This window comes from Flavobacterium sp., from assembly GCF_036405015.1.
Taxonomy (GTDB): Bacteria; Bacteroidota; Bacteroidia; order Flavobacteriales; family Flavobacteriaceae; genus Flavobacterium.
Genome location: NZ_DASWYK010000133.1, coordinates 1 through 15,463, shown reverse-complemented (window position 1 = coordinate 15,463; position 15,463 = coordinate 1). Strand labels below are relative to the sequence as shown.

Below are 15,463 nucleotides of genomic sequence, written 5' to 3'. Positions count from 1 at the left end.
TTACAATGATTCTCTTATTATTAATTTAGTCGGCACATAACATTTCGTTTCTTCGTCATGCGTAATAAATGCCGCTGCTTTGGTTCCTAATTCATTAAAATCAGTTGAAACAACTGAAATTCCTTTATATATAAATTTCTTCATTGGCGTTTCGTTGTACGAAAGAAAACCAACATCTTTTCCGGGTTCAAAATCCTTCTCTTTGCACTGCTCTAAAAAGTATCCCAGAATCCTATCACTCACACTGATATAAGCAATTCCTTTTTCGATATTGAACTTTTTCGGATCTGTGATTAGGTCGTATTGAAAACCAAAATCAGCACAAAACTTCTTAAAAAACTCTACCGTTTCCCAAGGATGGTTCGTAAAATCTGGATATACAAAATCTATTTTTTTATACTTTTTAAACAAATCAACCGCTTCTTTCAAAGCATCATAAAACGCTTTTCCGAAATCCTGAAAAACATAATTATTTGCTTTATCGGCTCTAATGTTCCAGTCAATCAAAAGCAGTTTATCTTTTGAAATTGCCGACAATGCTGGCGGAATATCTTTGTGGTCAAAATTCATCACCACATATTTATAATACTTCCCGATTCCGTTATTAATGATCGTTTTGAAAACATCAATATTATAATGGTGAAATTGCACATCGATAATTACATTATCAGGCAGATTATTCACAACCGAATGGTACAAAACCTCTTTATAAGCCTTAAACGTATCTAAAACCAAAAGCACTTTTCTCGTTTCGCCTGCCACATAATAGCCTTTGTTCGGCACCGAATCGATTACATTCTGATCTTTTAAAATCGAATACGCCTTAAAAACGGTGTCTCTCGAAAGCTGATACGTTTTGCAAATCACATTCACAGACGGAAGCAAATCTCCCTTTTGCAAAATATTCTCTGCAATAGCATTTGTAATTCCGTCAACCAATTGCTGGTACTTCGGAATATCACTTTCGTGATTCATTATAAACTCAAATTTTCCTTCTTCTTTTGGCATACCGTTCTGTTCCGTTCTGTTATGCTAAAGTAGGTAAAAATCTTTTACAAAAAATTATTTTTCAGGTTAAAATTGTTATTTTTTTAAACGTGTTAATCTTGATAATTTGGGCGTGCCCCTCCGGGTCGGGCTATCCGTTTCAAGTCCTCGCCTGCTCGTTCCTCGCGTCTGTGGGCTTTTCACTGCTATCCCTCACGCGAACGCTTTCATAAGAAATGACAGGACATTCTTTTTTCAAAAGCTTCAGCAAATATGATTTAACCGCAAAGTTCGCAAAGGTTTACGCGAAGAACGCAAAGATTATCCTTTCCAAACTTTCCACCCAGTTTGTCATTTCGACGTAAGGAGAAATCTTCACGAGTAGCTCTGCAAAGAATATTCAAACCAGATTGCCCAAAAGCTCCAGCGGAGCGACACATTACGAAACATATTTCACCCCGCTGGGACTCTTTTTAAAAATGTTTCTTAGAAGCATACATTCCCAAATACGTCCCAACAAAACCACCTGCTTCTTTTGTACTCAAAATAGAACCATCAACATCTTTTATTAATAAATTCCATCCAGCTTTTCCAGTGGCTTTATAATAAAAACTATACAGTCTTCCATTGCCTTCAATCTTCACAAACAACGATTTATCAGAATCTAAAAGCTCTTTTTTAGAAATAACTTCCGATTTCCCTTCATTAATTTTAGAAGCTGTTCTTTCTACAAAAACTTCCAATTTATTATTCGCATTCAAACATTTTCCTACCAAGAAATAATGTTTCTCATTTTGAAAAGCAGTCAAACCAGCAACTTCCAAATTATCTTTCGGAGTAAACTCTAACTTTACCGAAGCTTCAAATTTTAAATGCTGTTGTCTTCTTCCAATAAAAGAAAAATTGCTTTCCGTATGAATCGATTCTAATCTTGGTTTAATTAGCAATTTTCCATTAACCAGTTCGTACCATTTTTCTTTTGGCGTTCTGATGAAACTCCATCTAAAATCCAATTCATTCGAATTAAAATCATCTTTCGAAACGAAATTTCCATTCAGAGGTTCTGTTTTTTCTTTCGAAAGAGGCAAATTCGGGCGTTTATGAATCATCGGAATCGGTTCGTTTCCGCCAACAATTTCTGGCCAATTGTCTTTCCATTCAACTGGCATCATAAACGTTTCTCTGCCTAAATTGTATAAATCTGGTCCGTAAGGTCTGCATCCTAAAAATACCGACCACCAATCGCCGTTTGGCAGTTCAACAAAATCAGCATGCCCAGTTGTAGAAACTTCATTTTTACGATTCGGCTCTAAATGCTTCTGCGTCAAAATCGGATTCTGAGCATAACTTTCATAAGGACCATAAATATTCTTGCTTCTAAAAACAACTTCTGAATGATTGAAACCTGTTCCGCCTTGAGCACAGATTAAATAATAAAATCCGTTCTTTTTAAACACATGCGGACCTTCAATCCAAACGGGCTTTTTAGACATATCGGTTCCGCCGTTAATAACCAATTTGGGAGCTGTTGTGGTTTTTTGTTTTTCCAAATCGTATTCCAGCATGTAAATGGCGCGATGGCCGTCATGAACCGAAATATTATTGGGCGGAGGGCCGTTATGCGTAATATAAACTTTTCCATCTTCGTCAAAAAAGATGTCAGGATCGATTCCGTTAACCTCAGGAAGTACAATCGGATTTGACCAAGGTCCAGCAGGATTTTTAGCCGTAACTATAAAATTACCGACACCGCTTACATTGGTACAAATCACATAAAATGTTCCTTTATGGTAGCGAATTGTCGGCGCGTACATACCACCTGATAAACGCGAATTGCCAAAATCTGCTTGTTCAACACGATTGATGACATTTCCTATTTGTTTCCAATGCACTAAATCGGTACTTTCAAAAATGGGCAATCCTGGAAAATAGCAAAAAGAAGAATTGACCAAGTAAAACTTATCTTCAACCCTGCAAATTGTAGGATCAGGATAAAAACCAGCCAAAACAGGATTTAAATAGTCTGCATCAGATTTCGATAAATTTTGATAAGCATCGTCATTTCCTCGGTAATCAAACCAATCAAAAGCCACATAATCGGAATACACAACCGATTGTGATTTTTGTGAAATTTTTTTACACGAAGAAACAGCACTCATCAAAAGGACTGCTACAACAATTTTTAAACCTGTTTTTCTTCTTATCATCTCTTTTTTAATCAATTAATCTTCTTATTCCGTAAGGATCAATCGTGATAATCGAACCGTCTTCTAAATAATCGATTTTGGTAACTTTCATACTTCTCAAATGCGTTACTCCTTTTGACAAACTTGAATCGTGATAAAACAAATACCATTCGCCTTCTACTTCACAAATCGAATGATGTGATGTCCAACCCACAACTGGATTCAGAATTCTTCCCTGATACGTAAATGGCCCATAAGGATTATCTCCAATTCCATAACAGATAAAATGCGTATCTCCAGTTGAATAAGAGAAATAATATTTTCCATTGTATTTATGAACCCAAGAAGCCTCAAAAAAACGACGGTCGTTGTCGCCCGCTTTTATAACATCTCCATTTTCATCGAGAATTAAAATCTCTTTCGGCTCTTCGTCAAATTCCAACATATCTTCTCGAAGTCTAGCCACGATAGGGCCTAACTCTTTTTCATCTGCTGTCGGTTCTTCGTTATTCTCGTCGTACTGGTTATTTCGATATTTCTGAAGCTGTCCGCCCCAAATTCCTCCAAAATAGAGATAATGCTTTCCATCTTCATCTTCAAAAACGGCTGGGTCAATACTGTAACTTCCTTTTATCGCTTCTTTCTCTGGAATAAAAGGTCCAACAGGAGAATCTGAAATCGCAACTCCAATCTGGAAAATTCCGTTGGCACGTTTAGCAGGAAAATACAAATAATATTTTCCGTTTTTATGAGCTGCATCTGGCGCCCACATTTGCTTTTCGGCCCAGGCAACATCATCTACGTGTAATGCAACGCCATTATCAACAGCTTCTGATGAAATGTCTTCCATCGAAAAAACATGATAATCTTCCATTCCGAAATGATCTCCATTGTCGTTAAACGGAATTCCCGCATCGATGTCATGCGACGGATAAATATAAATTTTACCATTGAATACATGCGCCGAAGGGTCGGCTGTATAAATATGTGATACTAAAGGCTTTGAAATCGCCAGTTCATCAATTTCCTTGAAATCAATGTGTTCAATGCTATCTTCAGGCATAAGTGATATTTTGTTTAAATAATTAAGTTCTTCTTTGTTTAAGGTCTGTTTCTATCTGCACTTCCATTTCTTTGTTGATTTTATAGAAAAACAGCAATCCGGCTCCGATTAAAAAAGGGATTGCAGGGAAAATACTCACTAGTAATTTGATTCCGCTTACGGCTGTTTCTGACTGTTGAGGAGCATTTGGAACGTAGTGGAAATAACCTAAAAACAAGGTCGTCAAAGCTCCTCCAACACTTAATCCTGTTTTTAGTCCAACCATCATCGCAGAAAAAATAATTGCAGTGGCGCGACGGTTGTTCAACCATTCTGAATAATCGGCAACATCGGCAATCATCGCCCAAAGAATTGGGATGGTGATTCCGTAGAAAAAGCCGTGTAAGATTTGAGAGAAAAACATCAATCCGATTGAAGCTGGCGGAAAGAAATAAAAAGCTATAATAAATAAGGTTGAAATGAATAAAAATACTCCAAAGACATTTCGTTTTCCGTATTTGTCTGCCAGATTTTTAGACAATGTGATTCCGACTATCATAAAGATAATGCCACCCGCATTGAATAAACCAAAGCCTGCAGAAACTGGGTCATTACCAAAATGATTCAACCCAATTGTGGTTAGAAAATCTAATATTGGCTGAATAAAAACAGCTAATTGTTCTTTATTTACATAATTCTCAAAATAATAGACATACGAACCGCCTTTCATCGCCAAAGTCACAAAAACCAAAGTCGTCAGTGTAAGCATAATTACCCAAGGTCTGTTTTTGATTAAATCACTCAAATCTTCTTTAACACTTGACTTTTGTTCTGGTTTCGGAATGATTCTTTCTTTCGTCGTTAAAAAAGTAATCAAAAGCATTATAGTTCCAATAATTGCCAAAGCGGTCATTACTTTTTCGATTCCTACTGCCTTATCGCCATTTCCAGCACTTTTTATAATACCGAGCATGAAAACCTGAACGAAAAACTGCGCAAACATTACTGCCACAAAACGATACGATGACATACTGTTTCGTTCTTTCATATCGCCTGTAATTACACCGCTTAAAGCAGAATACGGCAGATTGTTTCCTGCGTAAAAAAGTAGCAATAAAGTATAAGTTACAACGGCATAAATTACTTTTCCTTGATAAGAGAAATTGGGAGTTGAAAAAGCTGATAAAGCCACCACTCCAAGCGGAATTGCAGTTATTAAAATCCAAGGTCTGAATTTTCCCCATTTGGTACTTGTTCTATCTGCCAAAACCCCAATAATTGGATTAAAAACAAAGGCTGCAATTAAACCAACAATCAGCATAATGATAGAAGAATCGGTCGGCGACAAACCGTAAATATCGGTGTAAAAATAAGCCAGATACGTCATCAAAGTTTGAAAAACCAAATTGGCCGCTAAGTCTCCTAAGCTATATCCAATTTTTTCTTTGATGGATAGTTTTTGTGAAATGTTTGTCATTGGTGGTTTTGTGGGTTAGTTAGTTTCTGCTCCTGCAAGGTTTTTCAAACCTTGTAGGCATCCTAATTAGTTAAAACTGCTCTTCAATTCATACCTACAAGGTTTTGGAAACCTTGCAGGAACCATAAATATTATTTTAAACAATCGGTTGTGTAAAATTAGACAAAAAAACATATTATGCAAATTTACTTTACTTTATTTAAATTATTTCTCAAATCACAACCGATTGTTGATTGATTTATCAAAACTTCGGCTTTTTTAATGTTTATTCTTTAGCTTCTTTCAGTTTTAAAATGCTGTCGTACGCTTTTTTATGTCTCAAATCAGCATCAAAAGGCAACGGATAATTCGTTCTTCCTTTTATTGGCCAATCGTTTAACCAAGATTGTCCGTCGTGAACGCCCCAAAAAGTAACTCTACTGATTTTGTCTTTATGTTTTAAAAATAATTTGAAAATCGAAGCGTAACGTTCTGCAAGCTTGTTTTGAATAGAATCTGGCAAAGCCTTTGGATACGGATTCATTTTCTCACTTCCTTCGAATTTCTGGCTGATTTCTGCTCCTTTTAAATCCCACGGATTTGGCAATACTGTAATGTCTAATTCTGTAAACGCCACTTTAATTCCTAAAGCAAAATACTCCAAAATACTTTTTTCGATTTCTTCTAAGGATGGACTTGCCAATCTCCAATGTCCCTGAATTCCAACTCCATCTACTTTTCCGCCTTCTGCTTTTATTTTTTTGATTAAAGCAATCGCTCCTGCTCTTTTTGCTGGTTCTTCGATATTATAATCGTTATAATATAATTCTGCTTTTGGGTCTGCTTTTGATGCTAATTTGAAAGCGTCAACTAGATATTTTTCCCCAAGCGTTTTCAAAAAAACTGATTGTCTCAAAGTTCCGTCTTCGTTTAAAGCTTCGTTTACAACATCCCAAGAATTGATTTTTCCTTTATATTTTGAAACAATCGTATTGATATGATCCTGCATAAAAGTCTTCATTTCAGTGCTGTCAGCGATTTTCTCCATCCAAGGTGCTAATTGACTGTGCCATATCAAAGTATGTCCGTGAATAAACATTTTGTTCTTTTCTCCATACGCTACAAATTTATCCGATAAAGCAAAATCGTATTTGTCTTTTTGTGGATGTACATACATCGATTTCATGATATTCTCAGCTGTAATGGCGTTGAATTCTTTGCGAATTAGCGAATCTTCTTTAACATTTTTGACTTCGATTTGGTTGGCGCTTAAAGCTGTTCCGATGTAGAAATCGTTTTTATAAGCATCTTTTAATGAAGCCGTTTCTTTCTGCGATGTACAACTCACAACCAGCAGAGTCGTGACGGCAAATAAATAAGGTTTAATAAATTTCATATCTTTTGGTTTAAATAGTTAATAGTTTTCTCTTAACGGAGACCTGACAGGTTTTTAAAACCTTTCAGGTCTAAATCCGCAACGAATATTCTCAAATGACCCCGGAGGGGTTCGAACCTTCAACCCCTAGAACGCCTCTACAAAGATTGGCGATTTTCGTTGTGGAGATTCTTACGGAAATTCCTCCTTCGTCGGAATGACAAACAGGACGAATTGACTTCTTTAGATTATTCCTTCCTAAAACTTTCAGGCGGTCCCAAATACGACTCCAAAACTTTTCCTTCTTCTGTTTCAATTACAATTTTCTGAAGCACTAAAGCCGAATCAATCGCATAAATTTTCAAAACATGATTTCCTGGATTTTCTATTTGATGCGTTGAGGTTATAATTTTAATATTGTTCGAAACCGATTCTGCCCAATTTTTTTCCGAAGAATCAACATTGAGATTCATGATTTGCGGTTTCTCCAAGTCAAAAGCAATCCCGTATTTCAATCCGTTACCGATTTTAAAATTGATTGTTGGTGAAAAATAGGCTCTTACTTTTACCTTTCCTTTACTGAAAAAGTGAACATCATATTCTAATCTTGGCGATTGTTCCGAAATCTCAATCGGTTGAATATTTGAAGGTTTTATGGTTATTCCAGAATCTGTTTTACCTAGATTCGGAATTACCGTCCATTTTACTAAATCTGAATTTATGGCTTTTGAATAATTTTTGCTTTCTATTGAAATATAACCGTCGTTCTCTATAAAATCATGAACTTGAGCAAAATCCTGATTTTTGATAATTGATGTTTCCTTTTTTGCCATCTCTTCAGCACTTATAACTTTTATCGCTTGAACTTCAGGTGCAATTTTCCTTGTTTTCGGAATCACATTTTTATCTGGCTGTTGCCAATTGTCATAACCAATATGCGTTTGCGACATCATATGATTCCACTTGCCGTTTGCTAATTTTGTGTGGTAATAACTTGTCAACTGACTGTCTTTTTCAAATAACTCTTTTACTTTTTCAGCATATGTATTTGCAATAACATTTCCCTGTTCTGCATACAAATTATTCTTAGCAGTTGCGACATACAATTCATTCAAATTCGAACTCGCCAAAACAGGAAATAAAACCAGCTGATAAAAAGCGTCTTTATATTCAGGTTGTAATTTTTCATTTATAGCATTGGCTTTTTCTACCAATTTTTGATAATCAGCTACAACTCTATCTGCTTCATTATAATTAGTTATGCTATAGGTTTTAGCATCCAATAATTCTGGTTTTCTTCTTGCGTTGTATTTGGTGTACAATTTTAAAATTTCGGCAATTTCTTCTGAAAATTGATTTCCGAAATTCTCTTTTGACCAATTTGTATAATACTCTTGTAAATTTCCAGCGTTAAACTTTTCCGGATTCCAAGCCATATCCAAAAAGAACTCAATCGGAAACTCCATTGGTTTGATATCGCCTACATTTACAATCCAAATTTTATCAACTCCATATTGATAAGCCAAATCCATTTGCTCCCAAGTTCGTTCGATTTGGTTCGTGTTAATCCACTTGTAATTTCGCGGACCTCCAACATAATCGTAATGATAATAAATTCCGTAACCTCCTTTTCTTGGTTTTGCGTTCAGTTCTGGCAATTTTCGAATATTTCCCCAATTGTCATCACACAATAAAAGCGTCACATCGTCTGGAACTCGCATTCCTTTATCATAATAATCTTGAACTTCTTTGTAAAGCGCCCACATTTGAGGCGTTTCTTCAATCGGTTTTTTAGTTACTTCTTGAATGATATTTCGTTGCGTTTTGACAATATTTTCCAATAAATCAATTGCCGTTCCTTCCGTCATGGGTTCGTCACCATCGCCACGCATTCCGATCGTAACAAGGGTTTCTTTATTTCCCATTCTTTTAATTCCGTCTTTCCAGAAATTAATCAACGCTTCCGAATTGGTACTAAAATCCCATTTCCCATTTGCTTTTCCCCATTCTGCATGAGCACGCGTTAATGGTTCGTGATGCGAAGTTCCCATGACAATTCCGTATTCATCGGCCAAAACTGCGTTCTGCGGATCTTCAACATAAAACATTCTTCCCCACATTGCCGGCCATAAATAGTTGCCTTTCATTCTAAGAATCAATTCAAAAACCGTATCGTAAAATTTCGAATTAAATCCGCCGTATTTCTCAAAAGCCCAGCCCGATAAAGCCGGAGCTTCATCATTAATAAAAATACCACGATATTTTACTTTTGGTTCTCCCTGTGAATAAACTCCAGGCAAAACATGCAATTCTGATTGTTTTTTCACTGGAACATCGGCCCAGAAATACCAAGGCGAAATTCCAATCTGACTCGATAAATCATATATTCCGTAAATGGTACCTCTTTTATCTGAACCTGCAATTACCAACGCTTTTTTGATTCCTTTAAACGGATTTTCGACAATTTGAGTGGTGAATTTTTCCCATTTCCCTTGAAGCTCATTTCTATCAATTTTTCCTTTTTTGACTAATTGATCAATGATTTCGCTTTTTCCTAAAGTTCCAATTATGACAACAAAATCTTCAGCTTCTGAGATTTTTTTAATTCTTTTTGGATGTAAATTCGAAACTTTAAAAATGTCATTTTCTAAATGTCCTACCACTTTTAAAACCCCTGCATAATCTTTATCACTCACCAAAATCGAAGTCGTTTTTCCTTTTGAAACCAAAGGGAAATTTTCTTTCGAAGATTCATTAACTACATATTTCTCTGGATTTATGGCGTATGATTTTGCGCTTAATCCGATTAGGAAAAGCAGTGAGATGATGTAGGCTATTTTGGTTTTTAAAGACATTTATGACAAGTTTTTTTATTTAGTCTCGCAAAATCGCTGAGTCGCAAAGTTTTATTTAAAAGCTTAAAAGAAAAAGACTTTGCGCCTTCGCGTCTTTGCTAGAAATTTTCTGCGCAAAAGACTTTTTACAAATTCAATTTATAAGCAATTCCCATTTCCAAACCTCTCAACTCCGCAAGACCTTTCAATCTTCCCGTTAAAGAATAACCAGGATACGTTTCTGTTTTTTCATCGACAGCGTGCAAATATCCGTGATCGGGGCGCATTGGCAGACTTACTTTCGTTTTGTTCATTATCAAAAGCAATTTTTCCACAATTGCCCCCATATTCGCATCACCATTTAAATGCTCTGATTCTCTGAAAATAGTTTCGCTTTCGCGGATGGTATTTCTTAGGTGTAAAAAATGTATTCTGTCTTCGTGATCGTCGATTATTTTCTCCAGATCGTTCTTTGGATCCGCACTTAATGAACCTGTACAATAACACAATCCGTTTGTGGTTGAAGGAACGGCGCTAAAAATCGCTTTCAAATCAGCTTCTGTTGAAACGATTCTCGGAAGACCCAAAACCGAAAACGGCGGATCGTCTGGATGAATCGCTAATTTTTGCCCGTTTTGTTCTGCAATTGGCGTTACTTCCGATAAAAAATAAATCAGGTTTTCTCTTAGTTTTTCGTTATTGATATCGGCATAATTATCTAAAAGCGATAAAATCTGTTCTGCCGTAAAATTGATTTTACTTCCTGGCAATCCCAACAAAACATTTTTAAACAACAAAGCTTTTTCATCTTCAGATAATTGATTTCCAAACTGCAACGCTTTATCTTTTTCAGCATCCGAATAATCATTTTCTGAATTTGGTCTTTTCAAAAGAAACACATCAAAATACGTAAATGCATCTTGATTATAGAGCAAAGCCTTACTTCCGTCTTCGTTTATAAAATTATGATTGGTTCTCACCCAATCCAGAATCGGCATGAAATTGTAGGTGATAATTTTGATACCACAATCTGCCAAATTTTTCAAACTGATTTTATAATTCTCAATGTATTGCAAATAATTGCCAGAAGCGCGTTTGATTTCTTCATGAACCGGAAGACTTTCCACAACAGCCCATTCCAAACCTGCATTTTTTATTATCTGTTGTCTTTCCTGAATCTCATAAATTGTCCAAATTTCACCAACAGGAATATGATGCAAAGCCGTCACAATTCCAGTTGCTCCAGCTTGTTTTATATCGATTAATTTTACGTTGTCCTGTGGTCCAAACCAACGCATGGTTTGCTGCATTTTTATCATATTCACTACTTTTATTTAATCTCGCAAAGACGCAGAGGCGCAAAGTTTTGTTTCCCGCTCCCGATAGCTATCGGGATTGCAGATTGAGCTGATTTTAATCTTTTTAATCCTTTTATCTGTGGCTTTAAAAACCTTTGAGCCTTTGAGCCTCTGTCCCTTAGTAACTTTAAATTAAAAACCAATACTATTTCCACCATCAACTGGCAATACTGTACCTGTAGTATATTTTGATTCGCTTAAAGCGAAATAATAAACCGCATCTGCAATGTCCGAAGGTTCTCCTAAAAAGCCCATTGGAGTTCTTCCCAATACTTTATTTTTTCTTTCTGGGTCATTGTCCAAAGCAGTTGCAGACATTTTAGTTTTAATAAATCCAGGAGCGATACAATTTACTCGGATTCCCGCAGGTGCCAATTCTGTTGCCATCGCACGTGTCATGGATTCAATTGCACCTTTACTTGCCGAATAAGCAATCACTTTTGGAATTCCGTATTGAGATGCCATCGAACTAATGTTTACGATACTTCCGCTTCCATTGGCTTTCATGTTTTTTACCACTTCTCTGCTCACAGAAAAAACGCTTAGTAAGTTGGTATGAATTATCGAAAGAAAATCTTCATCGGTCACATCTGGAATTTCCTTTTTCATGTTGATTCCGGCATTGTTTACCAAAATATCTATTGGTCCATTTTTCGTAATGTTTTCAATCATTTCAGGAATTCCGGCTAGATTATTTAAGTCGAAAATTACTGGAATAGCATTTTCTCCAATCTCTTTGCAGGCATCTTCTGTTTTTTCTTTTGATCTTCCGATAATGTAAGTTGTGATTCCGTTATCACAAAGTTTTTTTGCTGTTGCAAATCCTAATCCCGAATTTCCTCCGGTTACAATTGCTGTTTTTTTGCTCATAGTTTTTAAAATATATTTTATTTAGTACGCGGATGACACGGAAAAAATAGGATTTTTTTTCAGTAAAAAATTAAAAAAATCTGTGTCAATCAGCGTTTTCGCGATAGCGAATCTGTTTCATCCGCGTACATTTACTCAATTTGTTATCCATTTCCTGGTGCAAATGGGAATTTTAATGATTTAAAATAATCCAAAGTCTGCGTTGGTTTTTCAACTCCCGCTGGAAGTTCTTTTCCAGAAAACTGCTGAAAATACAGCAAACAAGCATCACGCCACCATTTTGCTTCTTTATACTGAATTTCCAATAACATTTCTACTTCGTGAAAACGTTCACTATCAACATACTTTTCAGTTTTCTTCCAAACGTTCTGCATTTTTGCCACTTGATTTACGCCTTCCTGATATTTCAAAGCCATACAGTTCCAAAGTGTCTGACCATTTTTCAATTTATAATCCCATGAAACGTGATGAAACCATAAAAGATCTTGCTCTGGACAAGTCTCTAAATTATCAAAAAGTTTCTCAATTTCAGATGAATATTGCGATGTTGCATTTGTTCCCGATTTTGATCGATCGAAGCCAATTCCATTTTTGTCTGCTTTATGATAATATGTCGGATTCCATTCTGGTCTTGACAAATTAGAAACCCAAGGCCCTGGTCCATAATGATGGCCAGTATCCATAATATGATGCAATCCAAGCGGTGTCATATAATTTACAACCGCTTCGCGAGATTCTATCATAATATTTTTTACAGGTTTAATGAAATTTTCATCATTCGAAAAAGTGCTTCTCAACCATTCATCAGCAATAATTTCAGCATCTAAATACGGATTCCAAGCCAGTCTTCCGAAACCGTACCAATTCGCCTGCGCAAAAGGATGTCCCGTCCAGTTTAAATCGTTTCCAATATTCGCAACGCCAGCAATTCCGGTTAATTTATTTTGGTACAAAGTTCCATCAACAACTTTGGCAACGGTCGATCCTTTTCCTTTTTGATAGGTATCTGATTCCAAAACTTCCTGAAATAATTTTGGCAGAAAGACCAAATGAGTGCTAAAACCTAAATATTCTTGTGTGATTTGAAACTCCATCATTAAAGGCGTTTTAGGCATTGCGCCAAATAAAGGATGAAAAGGTTCTCTCGGCTGAAAATCTATCGCTCCATTTTTAACCTGAACAATTACATTTTCTTTAAATTTTCCATCATAAGGCTGAAATTCCGCGTAAGCTTGTTTCGCGCGATCATTAGCATCATGCTCCGAATATACAAATGCTCGCCACATGATTACGCCACCAAAAGGCGCAACAGCATCGGCAAGCATGTTTGCACCGTCAACATGATCTCTTCCATAATTTTGTGGCCCCGGCTGACCTTCTGAATTGGCTTTCACCAAAAATCCTCCAAAATCTGGAATTCGTTTATAAATTTCTGTTGCTTTATTTTTCCACCAATTAATAACCTGAGTATCTTTAGGATCAGCAGTTTTTAGGTTTCCGATTTCGATTGGTGCCGAAAATCTTGCCGTTAAATAGACTTTAATTCCGTACGGTCTGAAAACATTAGCCAAAGCTTCTACTTTTTCTAAATATTGAGGAGTCAGAATTAAAGCGTTGGCATTTACATTGGTCAAAACCGTTCCGTTGATACCGATTGAAGCATTTGCTCTAGCGTAATCAATATAACGCTGATCTATAAAATCTGGAAGTTTTTGCCAGTTCCAAAGCGAAAATCCTGCGTAACCTCTTTCCACTGTTCGATCTAAATTATCCCAATGGTTTAGTATTCTGATATTTGTTTTGGGAGAATCGGCAATATTTAAATCTTTAATTGATTTATTAGTCTGCAATATTCTCAGAAAATTAAAAACTCCGTATAAAACGGCAACGTCATTTTTTCCTGTAATAATGATTTGTTTTTTGTTTTTAAAAGAAACCGATTTGATAATAAAACCTTCTTCATTTATTTTATCAAAATCAGATTTTAATTCACTTTTGATTTCGGCATTTAAACTCGATTGCGAACCAACGATTAGATTGTTTTCTCCTTTTAAATCTGATTTGATTTCTGGAATAACGCCCAACATATCTTGAAAACCTGTTTGAAGTTCTTTCTCGGCTATTTTAGTAGTTGCTGAATTTCCTAAAACAACAATTCCTTTAAGATTGTTTTTGTATTCTGAAGCCAATTCTGAATTAGTCACAGCATTGTACTGAAGCCACAATTTATAATCCTTTTGTGCCGAAGCCGAAAAGGAAATCAAAAGAAACAGGAAAAAAAATCTTAATGAAGTCATTTGGTTTTAATTTATTCTTTAAAATCTCTATTTTGAAAGAATCAATGTTTTATTTCCGAATACAAGTATTTCATAAAATTTTAATTCAAAAAATACATTATCCCAAACAAAACAACAATTGCAATCGGTTGCGTAAAAATATAGGATTGTTAATTCAGAAAAAAATTTTAGCTTGACTTTTTTCAAAAAAAAAATAATTTCATTTAACAAATAAAGGCAGGATAATTTAAAAAACTATCCTGCCTATAGTGCTGTAAACTTTAGATTCTTTACTGATACTTTATCTTTTGTAATACGCTACAATACTGGCTTTTGCCAAAGTCTGCTTCCAAAGATTAAATCCTACTACTGCTGGATTTGTATTCTCGTCTGTTCCCAATTTATCGGTTTTTAAAGCATAAACTGTAATGATATATTGATGGTACCCATGACCAACCGGCGGACAAGGCCCTCCAAAACCTTTAATTCCGTAATCGGTAACACTTTGAATCGCTCCTTTTGGAACAAGATTTTTAGTTCCTACATTGGTTACCAATTCGTTTACATTTGCTGGAATATCCACTACAACCCAGTGCCAGAATCCGCTTCCTGTAGGCGCATCAGGATCGTACATCGTTACAGCAAAACTTTTAGTTCCCTCTGGAGCATTTTTCCAAGATAATTGCGGAGATTGGTTTTCACCCGAACATCCAAATCCGTTGAATTCCTGAACTTTTGTCGTTTCTCCTCCCAAATCCTTACTGGTTAAGGTGAATGTTTTTTGTGCAAAAATAGATGTCGAAAAAATCGCTGACATCGCCAAAATTAAACTTAGCTTTTTCATTTTATCTGATTTAAAATTTTAAGCAAAGTTAGATTTGAAACAGCCGAATAATTTTAGACAAAGGTTCAAAAACTGTTGCTAAAAGCTCAAATCGTTTTGTGATGTTTGGGCGTTACCCCATATTTGATTTTATAAGCCTGACTAAAGCTTGAAAGGTTTTCGTAACCAGCTTCAAAATAAACTTCAGAAGGGCTTTTCTCCTGACTCAACAAGTAATGCGCATGTTCCAACCTTT

At 35.8% G+C, this 15,463-nt stretch carries 11 protein-coding genes; all 11 read right to left on the bottom strand.

Annotation, left to right across the window (positions count from 1 at the left end; genetic code table 11):
- Complete coding sequence (locus VGE71_RS10210; RefSeq protein WP_331138239.1) at window positions 1–1,008, bottom strand: GntR family transcriptional regulator; 1,008 nt, start codon at window positions 1,006–1,008, stop codon at window positions 1–3.
- Between the two features lie 452 nt (window positions 1,009–1,460).
- Window positions 1,461–3,194 (bottom strand): glycoside hydrolase family 43 protein, encoded by a 1,734-nt coding sequence (locus tag VGE71_RS10205; RefSeq protein WP_331138238.1) that lies wholly within the window; start codon window positions 3,192–3,194, stop codon window positions 1,461–1,463.
- Between the two features lie 7 nt (window positions 3,195–3,201).
- A complete protein-coding gene (locus tag VGE71_RS10200; RefSeq protein ID WP_331138237.1) occupies window positions 3,202–4,236 on the bottom strand; it encodes a glycoside hydrolase family 43 protein in 1,035 nt (344 codons plus the stop codon).
- Window positions 4,237–4,258: 22 nt separating this feature from the next.
- Entirely contained in the window at window positions 4,259–5,692 is a 1,434-nt protein-coding gene (locus VGE71_RS10195; RefSeq protein WP_331138236.1) for an MFS transporter, read from the bottom strand.
- A 265-nt stretch (window positions 5,693–5,957) separates the two neighbouring features.
- Window positions 5,958–7,067: an endo-1,4-beta-xylanase gene (locus VGE71_RS10190; protein WP_331138235.1), complete on the bottom strand. Its 1,110-nt coding sequence runs from the start codon at window positions 7,065–7,067 to the stop codon at window positions 5,958–5,960.
- Between the two features lie 227 nt (window positions 7,068–7,294).
- Window positions 7,295–9,901 (bottom strand): glycosyl hydrolase 115 family protein, encoded by a 2,607-nt coding sequence (locus VGE71_RS10185; protein WP_331138234.1) that lies wholly within the window; start codon window positions 9,899–9,901, stop codon window positions 7,295–7,297.
- A 125-nt stretch (window positions 9,902–10,026) separates the two neighbouring features.
- Window positions 10,027–11,190 (bottom strand): mannonate dehydratase, encoded by a 1,164-nt coding sequence (gene uxuA, locus VGE71_RS10180; protein ID WP_331138253.1) that lies wholly within the window; start codon window positions 11,188–11,190, stop codon window positions 10,027–10,029.
- Between the two features lie 180 nt (window positions 11,191–11,370).
- Window positions 11,371–12,108, bottom strand: a complete 738-nt coding sequence (locus VGE71_RS10175; protein ID WP_331138233.1) for an SDR family oxidoreductase — start codon at window positions 12,106–12,108, stop codon at window positions 11,371–11,373.
- Between the two features lie 143 nt (window positions 12,109–12,251).
- A complete protein-coding gene (locus VGE71_RS10170) occupies window positions 12,252–14,405 on the bottom strand; it encodes an alpha-glucuronidase family glycosyl hydrolase (protein WP_331138232.1) in 2,154 nt (717 codons plus the stop codon).
- A gap of 280 nt (window positions 14,406–14,685) precedes the next feature.
- Window positions 14,686–15,228, bottom strand: coding sequence for a YbhB/YbcL family Raf kinase inhibitor-like protein (locus VGE71_RS10165; RefSeq protein ID WP_331138231.1), 543 nt, complete (start codon window positions 15,226–15,228; stop codon window positions 14,686–14,688).
- 86 nt (window positions 15,229–15,314) lie between these two features.
- Window positions 15,315–15,458 (bottom strand): helix-turn-helix domain-containing protein, encoded by a 144-nt coding sequence (locus tag VGE71_RS10160; RefSeq protein WP_414656170.1) that lies wholly within the window; start codon window positions 15,456–15,458, stop codon window positions 15,315–15,317.
- Window positions 15,459–15,463 lie beyond the last annotated feature (5 nt).

Excerpts from the sequence above, each read along its gene's own strand:
- VGE71_RS10195 (WP_331138236.1), bottom strand. The coding sequence starts at position 5,692 with ATGACAAACATTTCACAAAAACTATCCATCAAAGAAAAAATTGGATAT.
- VGE71_RS10210 (WP_331138239.1), bottom strand. The coding sequence starts at position 1,008 with ATGCCAAAAGAAGAAGGAAAATTTGAGTTTATAATGAATCACGAAAGT.
- VGE71_RS10165 (WP_331138231.1), bottom strand. The coding sequence starts at position 15,228 with ATGAAAAAGCTAAGTTTAATTTTGGCGATGTCAGCGATTTTTTCGACA.
- VGE71_RS10175 (WP_331138233.1), bottom strand. The coding sequence starts at position 12,108 with ATGAGCAAAAAAACAGCAATTGTAACCGGAGGAAATTCGGGATTAGGA.
- VGE71_RS10205 (WP_331138238.1), bottom strand. The coding sequence starts at position 3,194 with ATGATAAGAAGAAAAACAGGTTTAAAAATTGTTGTAGCAGTCCTTTTG.
- uxuA (WP_331138253.1), bottom strand. The coding sequence starts at position 11,190 with ATGCAGCAAACCATGCGTTGGTTTGGACCACAGGACAACGTAAAATTA.
- VGE71_RS10185 (WP_331138234.1), bottom strand. The coding sequence starts at position 9,901 with ATGTCTTTAAAAACCAAAATAGCCTACATCATCTCACTGCTTTTCCTA.
- VGE71_RS10170 (WP_331138232.1), bottom strand. The coding sequence starts at position 14,405 with ATGACTTCATTAAGATTTTTTTTCCTGTTTCTTTTGATTTCCTTTTCG.
- VGE71_RS10200 (WP_331138237.1), bottom strand. The coding sequence starts at position 4,236 with ATGCCTGAAGATAGCATTGAACACATTGATTTCAAGGAAATTGATGAA.
- VGE71_RS10190 (WP_331138235.1), bottom strand. The coding sequence starts at position 7,067 with ATGAAATTTATTAAACCTTATTTATTTGCCGTCACGACTCTGCTGGTT.